The following is a 16,286-nucleotide window of genomic DNA, read 5'->3' on the forward strand; positions in this document are numbered from 1 at the left end:
AGGCATCGCGAGGGCCTGTAAACGTTTCAGATGATGAAAGGTTCGTCAGAGTTCCGGCCAGACCGGCCGCGTACCGCGCCGCTGGGCTTCGAGGATGGCCTTGCACAAGGTGCACAGGCGGCCGTCGCGATATACCGAGCGCTGCACCACCGACCAACGCGGCTGCGCCGGCAACAGGCCGCCGCACAGCGTACGGTCGACCGGCGCACCCAACTCGAGCTGGCGGGTAACCAGATGGACACGGACTTCCTGGCAGGCGAACAGATCGAGCTGCTCATCGGGCTCGATCAGTTGGTAGGCATACAGGGACCAGGCGGGACGCGGCATCGGGGGCTCCAATCGGGGGGCGCAACATTAGCCGAAAGACGGCCCCGATAAAAGCGTCAGAGCAAGGGTTTTATCGTCGGCCAGGCATTTTCCAGCAAGCGTTGCTGGGCGCCTTGCGCCGGGTGGATGCCATCGGCCTGCATGAGCTCCGGCACCCCGCCGACCCCCTCCAGGAAGAAGGGCACCAGCGCCACCTGTTTCTGCGTCGCCAGTTGCTCATAGACCTGGGCGAACGCGGTGGTGTAGCGCGCCCCATAGTTGGGTGGCAGGCGCATGCCCAGCAACACCACCTTGGCACCCGCCTCGCGGGCCTTGTCGATCATCGAGGCAAGATTTTGTTGCAATTGTTGTGGGGGCTGCCCACGCAGGCCATCGTTCCCCCCCAGCTCAAGCACCACGACCTCCGGCTTGTGCTCTGCAAGCAGCGCCGGCAGCCGTGCCTGGCCCCCCGCGCTGGTGTCACCGCTGATCGAGGCGTTGACCACGCGGTCATCGAAACCCTCGTCCTTCAGCCGCTGTTGCAACAGGGAAACCCACCCCTGGCGGGTATCCAGGCCAAAACCGGCGCTGATACTATCGCCGACGACCAGCAACGTTCCCGCCGCCGCGCTCTGGGCCAGGCAACACAGGGCCAGACCGGCACTCAACCACCACACTCGCATCGGATTCTCCATGAGCCCCAGCATTCTCGTTGCGCAGAACCTTAGCAAAGTGGTTCCCAGCGCGGAAGGCGACCTGACCATCCTTCACGCGCTGTCCCTGGCTCTCGACCAGGGCGACAGCCTGGCCATCGTCGGCGCCTCCGGCTCCGGCAAGTCGACCCTCCTCGGCCTGCTCGCCGGCCTCGACCGCCCCAGCGCGGGCAACGTCATCCTTGCCGGCCAGGACCTCGGCCCGCTGGATGAAGACCAGCGCGCCCGGGTGCGCGCCGAGCACGTCGGTTTCGTGTTCCAGTCGTTCCAATTGCTCGACAGCCTCAACGCCCTGGAAAACGTCATGCTGCCGCTGGAGCTGGACGGCCGCGGCGATGCCCGCGAACAGGCGCGCAACCTGCTCGAGCGGGTAGGCCTGGGCAAGCGCCTGACCCACACCCCGCGCCAGCTCTCCGGCGGTGAGCAGCAGCGGGTGGCGATTGCCCGAGCCTTCGCCGCGCATCCAGCGGTGCTGTTCGCCGACGAACCCACCGGCAACCTCGACAGCCACACCGGCGAGCGCATCAGCGACCTGCTGTTCGAACTGAACAAGGAACGCGGCACCACCCTGGTGCTGGTGACCCATGACGAGCGCCTGGCCAAGCGCTGCCGCCGCCTGATCCGCCTGGACGCTGGCCGCCTGGTGGCCCCCCTGGAGCCGTGATGACCCGCCTCTCCTTCCCACGTCTGGGCGCTCTGGCCCTGCGCCAGCTGTTGCGCGATGCCCGCGCCAGCGAAGTGCGCGTGCTGTTCTTCGCCTTGCTGGTCGCGGTGGCGGCCAGCACGGCCATCGGCTACTTCGGTGCCCGCCTGAATGGCGCCATGCAACTGCGCGCCAGCGAATTCCTCGCCGCCGACCTGGTGTTGCAGGGCTCCTCCCCGGCCCTGGAGACCCAGGTCAGCGTCGGCACCACAGCCGGCCTGGCGCATGCCCGGGTGGTGGAGTTCAGCAGCGTGGTGGCCACCGACGCGGGCATCCAGCTGTCGAGCATCAAGGCCGCCGACGACGCCTATCCGCTGCGCGGTCAGCTGCGCAGCGCCGATACCCCCTACGGCACGGAAACGCCCGGCGGCGGGCCAGCCCCGGGCGAGGCCTGGGTCGAGCCACGTTTGCTGGCGGCGCTGGGGTTGTCGCTGGGCGACAGCATCGACGTTGGCATGAAGTCACTGCGCATGACGCGGGTGCTGACCTACGAGCCAGACCGCGCCGGCAACTTCTACAGCCTCACCCCCCGGGTGCTGATGAATCTCGCCGACCTGGAGGCCACCGGTGTGGTCCAGCCTGGCAGCCGGGTCACCTACCGCGAACTTTGGCGTGGCGAACCGGACGCACTGGCGCAGTACCGCCAGACAGTAGAAAAGCATCTGGCCGCCAACCAGCGCCTGCTCGATACCCGCGACGGCAATCGCCAGATCGGTGGCGCGCTGGGCCGCGCCGAGCGCTACTTGAACATGGCCAGCCTGGTGGCGGTGCTGCTGGCCGGGGTTGCCGTGGCCCTGTCGGCCAGCCGCTACGCCGCTCGCCGCCTCGACGCCAGCGCCCTGCTGCGCTGCCTGGGCCTGTCACGGCATCAAGCCCTGGGCCTGTATTGCCTGCAACTGGCAATGCTTGGCTTGGTGGCCGCCATCGCCGGTGCCCTGCTCGGTTGGCTGGCGCAACTGGGGCTGTTCCACCTGCTCGAAGGGCTATTGCCCAGCACCGTGCCGCCAGGCGGCATCGCCCCGGCACTGGCCGGCATCGGCACGGGGCTGGTGGCCCTGGCCGGTTTCGCCCTGCCGCCGCTTGCGGCGCTGGGCCGAGTGCCGCCGCTACGGGTACTGCGCCGCGACCTGCTGCCGATCCCGACCAGCAGTTGGCTGGTGTACGGTGCCGCGCTGCTCGCCCTCGGCCTGATCATGTGGCGCCTGAGCCTCGACCTGCTGCTGACCTTCGCCCTGCTGGGCGGCGGCTTGGTCGCCGCCCTGGCACTCGGTGGTCTGTTGCTGCTCGGCCTGCGCAGCCTGCGGCGCCTGCTGGCCGGCTCGCCCCTGGCCTGGCGCCTGGGCCTAGGTCAACTGTTGCGCCATCCGCTGGCAGCGGCCGGCCAGGCCCTGGCATTCGGCCTGATCCTCCTGGCCATGGCCCTGGTCGCGCTGCTGCGCGCCGAGCTGCTCGACAACTGGCAGGCGCAACTGCCAAAGGACGCACCCAACCACTTCGCCTTGAACATTCTGCCCGACGAGCGCGAGCCCTTCGTCGAGCGCCTGCACGCGGTCAACGCCACCTCGGCGCCGCTGTACCCGGTGATCCCCGGGCGCCTGACACACATCAACGAGCAACCGGTGCAGCAGATCGTCAGCAAGGAGTCCACCGGCGACCGTGCGGTACAGCGCGACCTGAGCCTCACCTGGGCCGCCGAGCTGCCCCAGGGCAACGCCCTGAGCGCTGGCAACTGGTGGCAGGCACCGCCGCCGAGCGATGGCCCGCCCGGCGTTTCGGTGGAAGCGGAACTGGCGGCGAGCCTGAAGCTGCAACTGGGCGACCTGCTGACCTTCGACATCGGCGGCCAGCAGCGCCAGGCCCGGGTCAGCAGTCTGCGCAGCGTACACTGGGACAGCTTCCAACCGAACTTCTACATGATCTTCCAGCCAGGAACCCTACAGGGCTTGCCGGCCACCTACCTGACCAGCTTCTACCTGGCGCCGGGGCATGACCTCGACGTGGTGGCACTGGCCCGGGCGTTCCCGGCGGTGACCATCCTCCAGGTCGACGCCCTGCTCGGCCAACTGCGCAGCATCCTCGCCCAGGTCACCCTGGCGGTGGAGTACGTGCTGCTGTTCGTCCTCGCCGCGGGGCTGGCGGTGTTGTTCGCTGGCCTGCAGGCGACCCTCGACGAGCGCATCCGCCAGGGCGCGCTGCTGCGTGCACTGGGGGCAGGCCGGCCATTGCTGGTCAAGGCACGGCGCATCGAGTTCGGCCTGCTCGGCGCCGCCAGCGGCCTATTGGCGGCCCTGGGCTGCGAGCTGATCACCCTGGCCCTGTACCGTTACGCTTTCGACCTTGAGTGGGCGCCACACCCCTGGTTGTTGGTGCTGCCCCTGGTGGGCGCCATGCTGGTCGGTGGCGCCGGGGTGTTCGGCACGCGCCGGGCACTCAATGCCACGCCGCTGAGCGTGCTGCGCGAGACCTGATGCGCCGGTGCCCGCTGGCCGCGCCAACCAGGCCGGCCAGCAACAGCACCGGGGCGCCAACCAGCAGCGCCAACTGCCAAACATCCAGCTGCGGCCAATGGCTGGCGAGCAGGCCGTAGGCGGCCCCGCTCAGCATCTGCAGGCAGAAGAACTGCCCTGTCGACACGCCGACATCCTGCTGCAAGCAGCGCAGCAACCCGGCCTGGCTGGCGGGGATGACCATGCCAGTGCTCAGCAGGATGGCCATCATCGGCATCACGAAAGCGACCACGACCTGGCCTGCCCAGGTGATCGCCAGCAACAACCCAACCCCGCCTAGCCCTCCCACCCACGCACCCACCGCGAGAATTCGCGCCAGGTCATGACGGCGGCTCATACGCCGGGCCAGAAAACTGCCGCTGACGTAGCCAAGCGCACAGGTAGCGATCAAAGCGCCGTACTCGAACTCACCAAACCCCAGCAGCACCTGGAAGGCGTAGGCCGACGACGACAGGAACCCGAAGTAGCTCATCCACACCAGGCTGATGCACGCGGCGTAATAGGTAAAGGCACCGTTGCGCAGATTGCGCAGGTACACCCGGGCAATGGCCAGCGGCGAACCGGTCGCCTGCCGGGGCAACGGCAGCGCCGGAATCAACCGCCAGCACAACACCCAGACCAGCAGGTTGAACACCCCGACCAACACCAACACCCCGCGCCAGCCCACGTACGGCAGCAACACGCCCCCCAGCAACGGCGCCAGGCACGGTGTGACCGCGATGGCCGAGGCCAAGGTGGTGAGCATACGCATGCGCTGCCCTTCGGCGAACGCTTCCCTGACCACCAGCCGCGTCGTCACCGTGCCCACGCAGCCGCCCAGCGCCTGCAACAGGCGACCGAGCATGAACGGCATGAACGACGTCGCGCAGGCGGCAAGAGCGGTCCCGAGCGTCGCCAACAACAGCCCACCCAGCTGCACCTGACGCGGGCCGAAGCGGTCGCACAGCAGCCCCGCGAAGATGACCGACAAGGCATAGCCGACCATGTACAGCACCAGGGTGTTCTGCACCTGCGCGAGCGCCACCCCAAGCTGCGCCGCCAGCGACGTCGACGCCGGCACGATTACCCCAAGCCCCACCTGCGGCACCACTACCGCGCTCAACAACGCCAACGGCAACCCAGGCCGTGCCAGGCCTTCCTCGATACGCATGATTCACCGGCCCTCGAAACGTCAACGACGTGGCGTATCGCCCGAAAAAGGCTCTGCGCCGCGTCGTTGAGGTTATTGAGGCACCTGCTTAAGATGAAGGCCCATTAACCCTTCTCGCGTGTGGACCACTATGGCCAGAGGCAAACAGGCGATCGCCCTCGACATCGCCCTGCCCGTCGCGTTGTCCGCTGGCAGCGGTGGCAAGCACCAGGTGCTCCATGAGTTTCTGCAGGCCCTGGTGGTCAGCGGCCACCTGCCACCGGGCAGCCTGCTGCCGTCGACACGCACCCTGGCGACGCGCTGGGGCGTTGCCCGCGGCACACTGGAAGCGGTGTTCGAACAACTGAAGCTGGAAGGCTACATCGAGCGCCGACAAGGCGCAGGCTCGCAGGTGGCGGCGCGCCTGCCCGATCAGCTGATCGCCGCCGGCGACCCGGCAATCGCCTGCGCCGTACCGCCAGTGCCAGCCCCGGTCGACGCGCAAGCGCTGGAGGCTCAGGTCCAGGCCCGGGTGCCCTTCGTCGCCCGCCTGCCCGACCCGGACCTGCTGGAACCCTCTCATTTCCACGCTCGCCTCGACGGCGCCGCACTGCTAGCGGGGGCGTCCACTCAGGGCAACCCTCCCCTGCGCCAGGCGATCGCTGCGCACCTCAAGGTGTACCGTGGCATCGACTGTACACCCGACGACATCGTCATCACCCACGGCATCCGCCATACCCTGGACCTGTTCAGCCGAATCCTCGACCGGCAGCGTGCAGTGGCCGTGGAGGACCCAGGGTACGCCTGGGCCAGACGTATCTTCACCCAGGGCGGTCACGAACTGGTGTACATCCCCATCGACAGCGAGGGCCTGCGCGTCGACGCACTGGCTGGGCATCCCCACGTCGGCGCAGTGCACGTCACACCTGCGCACCAGGCACCACTGGGCTTATGCCTGGGCGTCGAGCGACGCCAGGCCCTTCTGGCCTGGGCCCAGGCGCAGGACGCCTACATCGTCGAGGACGACTACGACAGCGAGTACAACTACGCCAGCGCACCGCTGCCGGCGCTCAGGGCGATCGACACGGATGACCGGGTGCTGTTCTGCGGCAGCTTCAACAAAACCCTGTTCAGTCACTTGCGCCTGGGTTTCGCCGTGGTCCCGCGGCGGCTGCGCGAGGCCTGGCTGGCTTGCCTGGCGCTATCCGGCCAGGCACCGGGCGTGCTGGGTCAGCACGCCCTGCAACGGATGCTCGACAACGGCCACTATGCCCGCCACCTGCGCGTGGCACGACAGACCTACCAGCGCCGCCGCGACCTGCTGCTCGCGCGCCTGCGCCAACACCTCGCGGTGAGGATCAGCGGCGAGCAGGCTGGCCTGCATTTCATTCTCTGGCTGCCTGAAGGTGCGTGCGAACGGCGGTTCTGCCTGCTGGCCCGGCGCAACGGCCTGATGCTGCAACCGGTGGGGCTGTTCACCCACGAGCATGCCTGGCCGCCTGGGGTGCTGATCGGCTATGCGTCATTGAGCGACGCGCAGATCGTCGTCGCGGCAGGGAGGCTGGTCAACGCCTACCGTCAGGTGCTCGCCGAGCTGGGCTGATCGCCGTAGCGGATACGGTTGACGTACCAGGTTGCCTCGCCCGTGGGCGTGTGCACCAGCACCTCGTCGCCTTCCTCTTTCTTGAGCAGGGCGCGGGCCATGGGCGAGTCGATGGAGATGTAGTCGTTGCGCCCGTAGATCTCGTCGTAGCCGACGATGCGAAACGTGAGGGTCTCGCCCTCGTCGTTCTCGATCTCGACCCAGGCGCCGAAAAATACCTTGCCTTCCTGCTGCGGCGAATAGTCCACCACCTTGACGTCCTCGAGACGTTTGCGCAGGTAGCGCACACGGCGGTCGATCTCGCGCAGCAGCTTCTTGTTGTACTGGTAGTCGGCGTTTTCACTGCGGTCGCCCAGCGACGCGGCCCAGGCGACCTTCTGGGTGATCTCGGGGCGGTACACCCGCCACAGGTGATCGAGCTCCTGCTTCAGAGCCTGATGACCTTCGGTGGTGATGATGTTGGTGCTCAAGCCAGGTTCTCCTCGGCGCATCCGCGGCAAGCGACAGGGGCTTGCCGAGGCACCGAGCCTAACCGAAAAAACCGCCGCCCGACACGCCCGCTCAACGGCGCGTGATCAGACCCTGGCGGGCGATGCGGGTGAGGTGGGCGATGACGTCGACGGCCTGCTCGGCGCTGGGCGCCTGGATCACCGCGAGGTCGAAACGGTCGTTGCCGTACTGCGCGAGGTTGCACGCGGCTTCGGCGAACTGGATGAGGAAGGCACGGGCCTGACCCTTGCGCCGGGAAAAACCGTCGAGGTTGCGCAGCAGGGTGGGCTGGTGCTGGCCGCCGAGCAGGATGCGCGGCGTGCGGGCCGCTAGGCCAACAGGCAGGGGGGTCAGGCAAACACTGGTACGTGGACAACTCATGGAGTATCTCTCCGCCTCGCAGATCCCGCTGGGCAGCGGTGGGAGGCGTCACCGAACCAGCGCTTTAGCGGTATTTCGGAGAACCCCGTGGGGCCGTCCCGCGCCCCGCAAGTAGCTGTTTAAATCGGCGCAAGCGGTATCCTAGAGCGTCGAACGGCAAGCTGCAAGTGGGTGTTCACTTGCAGCTTGCCGTGGCGGTATTGCAGCCGCGTGTCAGCGGGCGATCAGGCGGTCCAGCGAGAGGCGCCCTGCCCCTTCCATCAGCACCGCCAACGTGCCGCCGAGCAGCGCCAGGGCGAACTCGTAGCCGTTGTTGGACATGAACAAACCGTTGCCAATGTGCACCGAGAAGATCGCCACCACCAGGGTCACGCTCAGCGCCAACGCCGCCGGCCGCGCCAGCAGGCCAACCACCAGGGCCAGGCCGCCGAAGAACTCGGCGCTACCGGACAACAGCGCCATCAGGTAGCCCGGTGCCAGGCCGATGCTTTCCATCCACTGGCCGGTGCCTTCCAGGCCGTAGCCACCGAACAGGCCGAAGAGTTTCTGTGCGCCGTGGGCCATGAAAATGACGCCGACCAACACACGGATGATGCTGAGGCCGAAACCGGCGCGGGTGGCGAGCAGGGCTTTGATCGAAGGGTTCATGTTGCGAGCTTCCTTGAAGTGTTTGGTTGGGATGGGCGCCATCTTAATCAAACCTTCAGATAGTTAAATCGCAAAAAACCCAACATTAAAATCGAATAAATCGATTTATAAGCGTTTAGCCACCCGCTCCAGCGAGTCACGCTCGCGGTTGAACGCCAGAAAGTACTTGTTGACACTGTTGACGAAGTTCACCGGCCCCATGCCCACCTGCTCCATGGCGATGCGCTCGGTCTGGAAGAACCACTGGTTGCCGTTGAGCCCGCGTCGCCGCGCCTCGGCACGCATGGCCTGGACCCGCTCCGGGCCGAGGTTGTAGGCGGCGAGGATGAACGCCATGCGCTCACGCTCGTTGAGCTGCGGGCTGGCGAAGAACTTGCGGCGAATCAACGCCAGGTAGCGGGCACTGGCCTGCACATTGCCATCGACCGTGGCGGTGTTGCTGACGCCGACCCGCTGCGCCGCCGAGGGGGTGATCTGCATCAGCCCGTGGGCGCCGCCGGTGCCGCGCGCCTGGGGGTTGAGGGTGGACTCCTTGAACGCCAGCGCCGCCAGGTTCAGCCAGTCGATCTGCTGGTCGCCGGCGTGCTTCTGCAACACCGGACGCACCGCCTCCAGGCGCTGGCGATCCTGACGCGCCAGGGGGTCGTGCACACGATACTGGCGCCGGTAGATGCGCTCGAAGGCGGCATCCTGGTTATCTGGGGCGCGGTAGCTGGCGAGGAAATGATCCACCGTGGTCAGCAGCGTGGCCGCATCGCGTCGCACATACCAGCGGATGGCCTCAGGCTGGCTCAGGCGCAGCTGGGTATCCAGGCGCAGGCGCGGCATCACCCGCGCCCAGCGCTGGGCGATGGGACGCTCCACCACGGTCAGGTGGTAGATGCCGGCCTGGACCATTTCCAGCACGTCCTCCACCGCCAGGGTCGGGTCGACCCATTCGACCTTGATCGGTGGCCGCTTGCGCAGGGCCAATTGTTGGTTGAGCTGCTGGATTACCGCGCCAGCGGCGCTGGCGCTGGTCAGGGCGATGGTTCGCCCGGATAACTGCTCGACCCGACTGAAGCCACGCTCGCCCTTGCGCCCCACCAGCAACAGCGGCACTTGGTCGACTACCGGGGCGCTGACGCCCACCCCAGTGACCAGCCCCGGGTCGAGCAGTTCGCCCGGTGCGGCCAGGTCACCCTCGCCGCGCTGCAGGGCGCCGAGCAGTTGTTCCTTGGCCCGGGGAATGAGCTTGACGGTCAGTTCCTGGTCATCACCGACGCGGGCGTTGAGGTAGTGTTCCAGGGCACGCAGGCGGTAGTACTCAAGGCCCACCGGCTCACCCTTGACCTCGCCGGAGCTGTTGCGGCTCTGGTTCACCAGCACCCGCAGCACCTTGCTCGCGCGGATCTGCGCCAGGTCACGCACCTGGCTGGGCGGCACGCTCTGGGGCGGCCCGGGTTGCTGGGCCAGGGCTGGGCCGGTGGCCAGCAACGCGAGCATCAGCACGGTCAGGAAAGGTCGCAGCATGAAGGATGGCGTCCGAGGGCTGTTGGGCAGGGACCATCTGCGCAGGTCTGGCACGAATCGATCCGTGATAAATGACGCCAAAAGACCATGGCAAACGTTTGAAGTTCTTGGCTTTTTCGAGAGTTCCTGGTTTTTGCTATGCTGGCCGCCCCCGCGGCAGGAGGTAGCACCATGCAACTGATCGATATCGGCGTCAACCTGACCAACAAAAGCTTCCATGACCAACAGGCAGCGATCGTCGAACGGGCCATCGAGGCGGGCGTGACGCAGATGGTGCTGACCGGCACCAGCCTGGCCGTCAGCGACGAGGTTCTGGCGTTGTGCCTGAAGTTGGATGCGGCCGGCCAGCACCTGTTCGCCACCGCCGGCGTGCACCCTCACGACGCCAGCCGTTGGGAGCCAGCCAGCGAGCGCAGGCTGCGCCAACTACTGGCACAAGATCGGGTACGCGCCGTGGGCGAATGCGGGCTGGACTTCAACCGCGACTTCTCCCCTCGCCCACAGCAGGAGAAGGCCCTGGAAGCACATCTGGCCTTGGCCGCGGAGCTGCACTTGCCGGTGTTCCTGCACGAACGCGAGGCCAGCGCGCGACTGCTGGCGATCCTCAAGGACTACCGCGACCACCTGCCCGGGGCCGTGGTGCATTGCTTCACCGGTGAGCGCCAGGCGCTGTTCGATTACCTGGACATGGACCTGCACATCGGCATCACCGGCTGGATCTGCGACGAGCGTCGTGGCACGCACCTGCATCCATTGGTCGGCAACATTCCTGCCGGGCGGTTGATGCTGGAAAGCGATGCACCGTACCTGCTGCCGCGCAGCTTGCGGCCGAAGCCGAAGAATGGGCGCAATGAGCCGGCGTTCCTACCGGAGGTACTGCGGGAGGTGGCGTTGCATCGGGGTGAGACGCTGGAACAGGTGGCAGTGCATACCACAGCGGCGGCGCAAGCGTTTTTTGGCCTGAATTGAACAACAACGGGGCGGCCCTATCGCGGGGCGGGCCCGCATAGGGCCTCCACTACCCCCCGCCTCCCAGCCCACCCTTTCTTGACACACATCAACGCCAGCAGCGCCTCGACCGGACACAATGATGGCACCTTGCCAATACTGTTTCCGCTCAACTCAGAGAAGACCTACCATGGGTGCCTGGCTTAGCAATATCTCCCTGAAGTACAAGTTCTGGGCCGTCAATGCGGTGGCCTTCGTCACCACCCTGCTGCTGGTGCTCTACGCCGTGCATCTGGAGCAGCAGGCCCGCGCCGAGGCCGCCCAGACCCAGGCCGTCGCCCAGGCCGAGCTGCTGGCCCGCTGGCCCGTCGGCCAGCCGTTCCCCCGCCAGCCCCAGGTACTCAGCTGGCAGACCGGACAAACCCCAAGCTTCGCCGGCGCCCCGCTCGACGCCCTGCGCGACGCCAATGGCTGGGTCGCGCTGCCAGCGCCATGGATCCTCGGCGACACCCCGCTGCGTGGCGCCCAGGTTGTGCGCCAGGGCGATCACCACCTCGCCGTGCTGGCCCAGTCACCCAGCCTGCGCCAGGTGTTCCTCGCACGCTTCACCCATTACGCCATGTGCGTGCTGATCCTGATGCTGGCCATGCTCGGCGCCTCGCAACTGTTGATCCGCTTCCTGCTCAGCCAGCTCAACACCCTCAAGGACGTCATGCTGCACGTGGAGAGGACCGGCGACCTGTCGGCTCGCGTGCCGCTGGCCTGCGGCGACGAGGTCGGGCAGATGGCCGGCGCCTTCAACGCCATGCAGGCCACCTACCACCGAGTGGTCAGCACCGTGGCGCGCACCGCCGCCCAGCTCGACTCGGGCGCCGCGCGCCTCGCCGCGAGCATGGACGAGGTACGCCACGGCATGATTGGCCAGCAGAGCGAGACCGACCAGGCTGCCACCGCGATCAACGAGATGTCCGCCACCGTGCACCACATCGCCCAGCACGCGGGCGCCACTCGCGACCTGTCGCAGAGCGCCGACGACCTTGCCGGCAGCGGCCAGGCGGTGGTCAGCCGTGTGCAGGACTCGATCTCCGGGCTTTCCAGCGGCGTGCAGCAGACCGCCGAGATGATTCGTCAACTGGCCGACGACAGCCAGAAGATCAACGGCGTGGTCGGGGTGATTCATAGCATCGCCGAGCAGACCAACCTACTGGCCCTCAACGCCGCCATCGAGGCGGCCCGGGCCGGCGACCTGGGGCGGGGCTTCGCCGTGGTGGCCGACGAGGTGCGTAACCTGGCCAAGCGTGTGCAAAGCTCCACCGACGAGATCACCACCATGGTCTCGGCACTGCAAGACGGCACCCGCGATGCGGTGGAGTTCATGCAGGAGAGCTCGTTCAAGGCCGATGATTGCGTACGCCAGGCTCAGGAGGCCGGCGTGGCACTGGCGCAGATCACCAGCGCGGTGGCGCAGATGCGCGAGAGCAACACGCAGATCGCCGTGGCCGCCGAGCAGCAGAGCCAAGTGGCCGAGGAAATGAACCGGGCGGTGGTGAGCATCCGCGACGTCACCGAGGAAACCGTGCAGCAGACGGTCGGCTCGGCCACCACCAGCAGCGAGCTGGCGACCCTGGCCGGCGAGCTGAACAAGGCCATCGGTCAGCTCAAGCTATAGCCACCATAAACAGCGTCGATTGGCCCCTGCCGGGGCGCCGCACTAAGCTTTGGGCATGACCGCGAGGAACTGCCCATGAGCAAACGTCTGCCCAATCTGCCCGCGTGGCAATGGCGGGGTTACCACCAGAATCACCGTCACCCGACCAATCTGGTACTGCACCTTATCGCCGTGCCACTGTTCATCATCGGCGCCCTGTTGGTGCTGTCGGGGTTGTTTGCCCTGGACCTGTCGCAGATCGCCGTCGGCGTCATCGCGCTGATCGCCGGCCTGGGCATGCAGCGCCAGGGACACCGGCTGGAAGCTGAGCAGCCGGAGCCGTTCACTGATCGTCAGGATGCCGTGAAGCGCCTGCTGACCGAGCAGTTCATCACCTTCCCGCGCTTCGTGCTGAGCGGAGCCTGGTGGCGCGCCTGGCGCGAACGACACAAGCACCGCCGCTGAAAGACCGCCCTGCGCCGTTCACGGGCTTATCCGCGAACGGGGCTTCTCGAGTATCAGGCAAATACCGTCACGGTCTGCCGGCTCATCGCCAGCAACTCCCCCTCCGCTGTCCACAGCCCCGCCGCCGCATGCCCATATCCATCACGCGCGTGCTCGGTCTCCACGCAATACCAGCACCAGTCCAGGGTCGTGAGGCTGGCCACCGGCTGCACGAACTCGATGGTCCAGGTTAGCGTGCTGCCGGCCGCTGGCCGCTTGAGGAACGGCATCAGGCTCGGCGGCCAGGCATCCACCAGCGCGAGCAGGTGAGACTCGTCAAGCGGCTCTTGCGGCACGTCACGCAAACGCACCCACCCCCCCATGAGCCGCGATTCATTGCCACTGAACGGCAACCCGCCAATCGCCCAGCGCAGGGCCACATGACGCATGAACTGCGGCGTAACGCCCTCGATGTAGGGCAACTCCGGCGCCGACTGCTCCAGCGGCTTCATCGCCCGCGCCGGCGGTGCCTGCACCTGCACCGCCGAAGGTCGGCCAGCGCCAAAGTTGCCCTGCACCAGCGTCACCACTTGCCCATCTTGCACCGCACGGCCCAGCAGCGTACTCACCGCCTTGCCCTCGCGCAGCACCTCGGCCTCGAAACGAATCGGCAACTCCGGCGCCGCTGGGCCGACGAAGCTGATCGCCAGCGAGCGCACCGGACGGTCGTCACTGAGCTTCAGGCGCATCGTCTCGAATACCAAAGCGGCCATCAACCCACCGAACGAGGCGCGACCCTGAGCCCAGTCGGCGGGAATGCTGACCGATTCGGGATGGCTGCGCACAGCATCGAGCAACTGGGGGAAATTCATGGAGGGAGTCCTTGGGTTCAGGCCGGTCATGGCACGGGGCAGGACGATAGTAACCAGCGGGCTGCGGCACGGCAGCCCGCATATCGGTCATTTGCAGGGGGTTATCGACGCGCCAGGGCCTTACGCAGCGCCTCCAGGGTGCTGTCCGCCTTGCCTTCGGCCTGGTGCAGCTCGGCCTCCCAGATGGCCTTGCAGGGTGCCAGGTCGGCATGCGCCTGGGCCTGCAATAGCCATTGCACCCGGTCGTGCCAGTCGCCCAAGTCGCCCTGGGCACGCTTGAGCAGGCGCCGCAGCTTGCGCCCGGCATGGTCAAGCTGGGGGTAGGCCTCATCGCCGTAGCGTACGCGCTTGATCAGCAAGCGCAGGCGGTGACGGTCGTGAGCCGGGTCTTCGATGGCCTTCTCCAGTTGCCGCCACTGCTTGCCCAGGCGCTTGTCGATACGCCGCGCCAGCCCGCGGGTGAGGCCCTCGCGATGCGCGGCGCGCAAGAACATCGGGAATGAGTCGAGAATCGCCAACACCCGCTTCAACTGCGGGCTGTCGGCAACACTGGCGAAGGTCCGCGCCCTGCCCTCCAGGCGCCGCTGGCCAGCCTGCCCATGGCCGCGGGCAAGCAACTGTGCGGCCAGCACCTCGTGGTCACGCAGCGGCGTAGTCAGGGTACCCAGTGACTTCGCGGCGCCCTCCAGTTGCTCGACACCCGGCAGGTCACGCAAGGGCCGCAACAGGCTGCGCAGGCGCCGCAGGCTGGTGCGCAGATCGTGCAATGCCTCGCTGTCGGTGTCGGCGACGAGGCGTTCCCGGCAGGCCAGCAGGCGCACCTGCAGGGCCAGTACCTGGGCTACCACATGATCGAGCATGGCGGACATAGGCGCTCCTCACTCAACGCCCGGCACGGGACTCACGAATATAGAAACGCGCCCGTTCGGCCTTGCGGGTGCAGCCTTCGAAGCCTTCGAACTGCTGCTGGGTCTTGGCACCGGTCAGCAGCGACAGCGCCTTGGAGTAGCTGACGGTGCCGGCGAAGCCTTCGGCCTTGGCCAGGTCGAGTTCCTTCCAGGCAGCGTCGAGCTGATTCGCGCAACTGTCGCGGTAGGCGGTCTTGCCCGCGCAGCCAGCCAGCGCCAGAACGATCAGGGGAAGGTAGATCCAGGCTTTCATCGGGTGATACCTCAAGGTCAAAAAGGAGTGGCCGTTCGACGGCCAATTGAAACAAAAGTGCCCTGCAAAGCGTAGCCCAGCGCGGATTGGATTGAAGCGTGGGGCGCAATGGGTGCATTGTTGCAGCAGGGTGGCACGGTCGTGGGGGAAAGATCATGAGCAAACGTGTGGCGCTGGTACTGGGGTCGGGGGGCGCACGCGGGTACGCGCACATCGGGGTGATCGAGGAGGTCGAGCGACGCGGCTACGAAATCGCCTGCATCGCCGGCTGCTCGATGGGCGCGGTGATCGGCGGGATCTACGCCGCCGGCAAGCTCGACCAGTACCGCCGCTGGATCGAGAGCCTTGACTACCTGGACGTGCTGCGTCTGGTGGACGTGAGCTTTCGCCTCGGGGCGATTCGTGGCGACAAGGTCTTCGGACAGATCCGCAAGATCGTCGGCGAAATCAACATCGAGCAGTTACGCATCCCCTACACCGCCGTGGCCACCGACCTGACCAACCAGCAGGAAATCTGGTTCCAGGAAGGCTGCCTGCACCAGGCCATGCGTGCCTCGGCGGCGATCCCCAGCCTCTTTACCCCGGTGATGCAGGGCAACCGCATGCTGGTCGACGGAGGCATCCTCAACCCACTGCCGATCGTGCCGGTGGTGTCCAGCCACTGCGACCTGATCATCGCCGTCAACCTCAATGCCACCAACCAGAAGCAGTACCAATTGCCGGTGATCGAGCGCCCGGCGGCGTTCAAGATGCGCTTCGACTCGGTCATCAGTTCGTTGGGGTCGCGCCTGCCATTCCGCCGTAAACCGGCAGAACAGTTGATCCGCATCGAGCAGGAGATCGTCGCCGAGGCCAATCCCTGGCTGAGCGAGCCGGCCGACCCGGAAGCGCAGCAGCCGGCTGCGGCGCCGGAACGCGAGGGTGCGCCGAAGTCGGCCACCGGATCGTTCATTATCGACAACGTCGGACCCGCGTCATTGCTGGATTTGATCAACCAAAGCTTCGAGGTGATGCAGACGTCGCTGGCGCAGTACAAGATCGCTGGGTATCCACCGGATGTGCTGATCAACGTACCCAAGCGGGTATGCCGGTTCTTCGAGTTCTACAAAGCGCCGGAGTTGATCGCGCTGGGGCGGGAGATTGCGCGGGATACGCTGGACAATTACGAGGGGGAACGGCAGTAGCGCGGGGCAAGCCCGCGCCTACAGGGTGCGCGGGCTTA

Annotated in this window: 17 protein-coding genes; 7 read left to right on the plus strand and 10 right to left on the minus strand. The window is 66.8% G+C overall.

Translation table 11 applies throughout. From position 1 onward, the window contains the following. Positions 1-45: 45 nt before the first annotated feature. Both P0Y43_RS09595 and P0Y43_RS09600 read right to left on the minus strand, forming a co-directional pair. Positions 46-327 carry a hypothetical protein gene (locus P0Y43_RS09595; protein WP_275637054.1) on the minus strand — a complete coding sequence of 94 codons (282 nt, stop codon included), beginning with the start codon at positions 325-327 and terminating at the stop codon, positions 46-48. 56 nt (positions 328-383) lie between these two features. After that, positions 384-989, minus strand: coding sequence for an arylesterase (locus P0Y43_RS09600; RefSeq protein ID WP_275637055.1), 606 nt, complete (start codon positions 987-989; stop codon positions 384-386). Positions 990-999: 10 nt separating this feature from the next. Between P0Y43_RS09600 and P0Y43_RS09605 the strand changes: the two genes are divergently transcribed. Together P0Y43_RS09605 and P0Y43_RS09610 are read left to right on the plus strand one after the other, a co-directional pair. After that, positions 1,000-1,683: an ABC transporter ATP-binding protein gene (locus tag P0Y43_RS09605; RefSeq protein ID WP_275637056.1), complete on the plus strand. Its 684-nt coding sequence runs from the start codon at positions 1,000-1,002 to the stop codon at positions 1,681-1,683. Next, positions 1,683-4,190 carry an ABC transporter permease gene (locus P0Y43_RS09610; protein ID WP_275637057.1) on the plus strand — a complete coding sequence of 836 codons (2,508 nt, stop codon included), beginning with the start codon at positions 1,683-1,685 and terminating at the stop codon, positions 4,188-4,190. The genes P0Y43_RS09605 and P0Y43_RS09610 overlap by 1 nt, the downstream gene beginning before the upstream one ends. Here P0Y43_RS09610 and P0Y43_RS09615 read toward each other — a convergent pair. Next, on the minus strand, positions 4,153-5,379 hold the full coding sequence (locus P0Y43_RS09615) for an MFS transporter (protein ID WP_275637058.1): 1,227 nt from the start codon (positions 5,377-5,379) through the stop codon (positions 4,153-4,155). The two genes, P0Y43_RS09610 and P0Y43_RS09615, sit on opposite strands and share 38 nt — an antisense overlap. Positions 5,380-5,509: 130 nt before the next feature. On the opposite strand from P0Y43_RS09615, the gene P0Y43_RS09620 reads away from it, so the two are divergent. Next, positions 5,510-6,961, plus strand: a complete 1,452-nt coding sequence (locus tag P0Y43_RS09620) for a PLP-dependent aminotransferase family protein (protein WP_275637059.1) — start codon at positions 5,510-5,512, stop codon at positions 6,959-6,961. Here the strand turns inward: P0Y43_RS09620 and greB are convergent. From greB to P0Y43_RS09640, 4 genes are all read right to left on the minus strand, one after another. Further along, positions 6,937-7,431, minus strand: coding sequence for a transcription elongation factor GreB (greB, locus tag P0Y43_RS09625; protein WP_275637060.1), 495 nt, complete (start codon positions 7,429-7,431; stop codon positions 6,937-6,939). The genes P0Y43_RS09620 and greB overlap by 25 nt on opposite strands. Positions 7,432-7,522: 91 nt before the next feature. Next, complete coding sequence (locus P0Y43_RS09630; RefSeq protein ID WP_275637061.1) at positions 7,523-7,831, minus strand: hypothetical protein; 309 nt, start codon at positions 7,829-7,831, stop codon at positions 7,523-7,525. 213 nt (positions 7,832-8,044) lie between these two features. Continuing rightward, positions 8,045-8,479, minus strand: a complete 435-nt coding sequence (locus tag P0Y43_RS09635; protein ID WP_275637062.1) for a DoxX family protein — start codon at positions 8,477-8,479, stop codon at positions 8,045-8,047. 105 nt (positions 8,480-8,584) lie between these two features. Further along, positions 8,585-9,991 (minus strand): transglycosylase SLT domain-containing protein, encoded by a 1,407-nt coding sequence (locus P0Y43_RS09640; protein ID WP_275637063.1) that lies wholly within the window; start codon positions 9,989-9,991, stop codon positions 8,585-8,587. Positions 9,992-10,162: 171 nt separating this feature from the next. Here P0Y43_RS09640 and P0Y43_RS09645 point away from each other — a divergent pair, with 171 nt between their 5' ends. The 3 genes from P0Y43_RS09645 to P0Y43_RS09655 all read left to right on the plus strand — a co-directional run bounded on the left by P0Y43_RS09645 (position 10,163) and on the right by P0Y43_RS09655 (position 13,052). After that, complete coding sequence (locus tag P0Y43_RS09645) at positions 10,163-10,960, plus strand: TatD family hydrolase (RefSeq protein WP_275637064.1); 798 nt, start codon at positions 10,163-10,165, stop codon at positions 10,958-10,960. 169 nt (positions 10,961-11,129) lie between these two features. Next, entirely contained in the window at positions 11,130-12,608 is a 1,479-nt protein-coding gene (locus P0Y43_RS09650) for a methyl-accepting chemotaxis protein (RefSeq protein ID WP_275637065.1), read from the plus strand. A 75-nt stretch (positions 12,609-12,683) separates the two neighbouring features. Continuing rightward, positions 12,684-13,052, plus strand: a complete 369-nt coding sequence (locus tag P0Y43_RS09655; RefSeq protein WP_275637066.1) for an Mpo1-like protein — start codon at positions 12,684-12,686, stop codon at positions 13,050-13,052. Between the two features lie 53 nt (positions 13,053-13,105). Here P0Y43_RS09655 and P0Y43_RS09660 read toward each other — a convergent pair whose 3' ends face one another. The 3 genes from P0Y43_RS09660 to P0Y43_RS09670 form a co-directional block, all read right to left on the minus strand. After that, entirely contained in the window at positions 13,106-13,903 is a 798-nt protein-coding gene (locus P0Y43_RS09660; RefSeq protein ID WP_275637067.1) for an acyl-CoA thioesterase, read from the minus strand. A 101-nt stretch (positions 13,904-14,004) separates the two neighbouring features. Further along, positions 14,005-14,772 (minus strand): CHAD domain-containing protein, encoded by a 768-nt coding sequence (locus tag P0Y43_RS09665; RefSeq protein ID WP_275637068.1) that lies wholly within the window; start codon positions 14,770-14,772, stop codon positions 14,005-14,007. Between the two features lie 13 nt (positions 14,773-14,785). Then, positions 14,786-15,064, minus strand: a complete 279-nt coding sequence (locus tag P0Y43_RS09670; protein WP_275637069.1) for a hypothetical protein — start codon at positions 15,062-15,064, stop codon at positions 14,786-14,788. A 155-nt stretch (positions 15,065-15,219) separates the two neighbouring features. On the opposite strand from P0Y43_RS09670, the gene P0Y43_RS09675 reads away from it, so the two are divergent. Beyond that, complete coding sequence (locus P0Y43_RS09675; RefSeq protein ID WP_275637070.1) at positions 15,220-16,248, plus strand: patatin-like phospholipase family protein; 1,029 nt, start codon at positions 15,220-15,222, stop codon at positions 16,246-16,248. The last annotated feature ends 38 nt before the right edge of the window (positions 16,249-16,286 follow it).

This window comes from Pseudomonas entomophila, from assembly GCF_029193575.1.
GTDB lineage: Bacteria > Pseudomonadota > Gammaproteobacteria > Pseudomonadales > Pseudomonadaceae > Aquipseudomonas > Aquipseudomonas entomophila_G.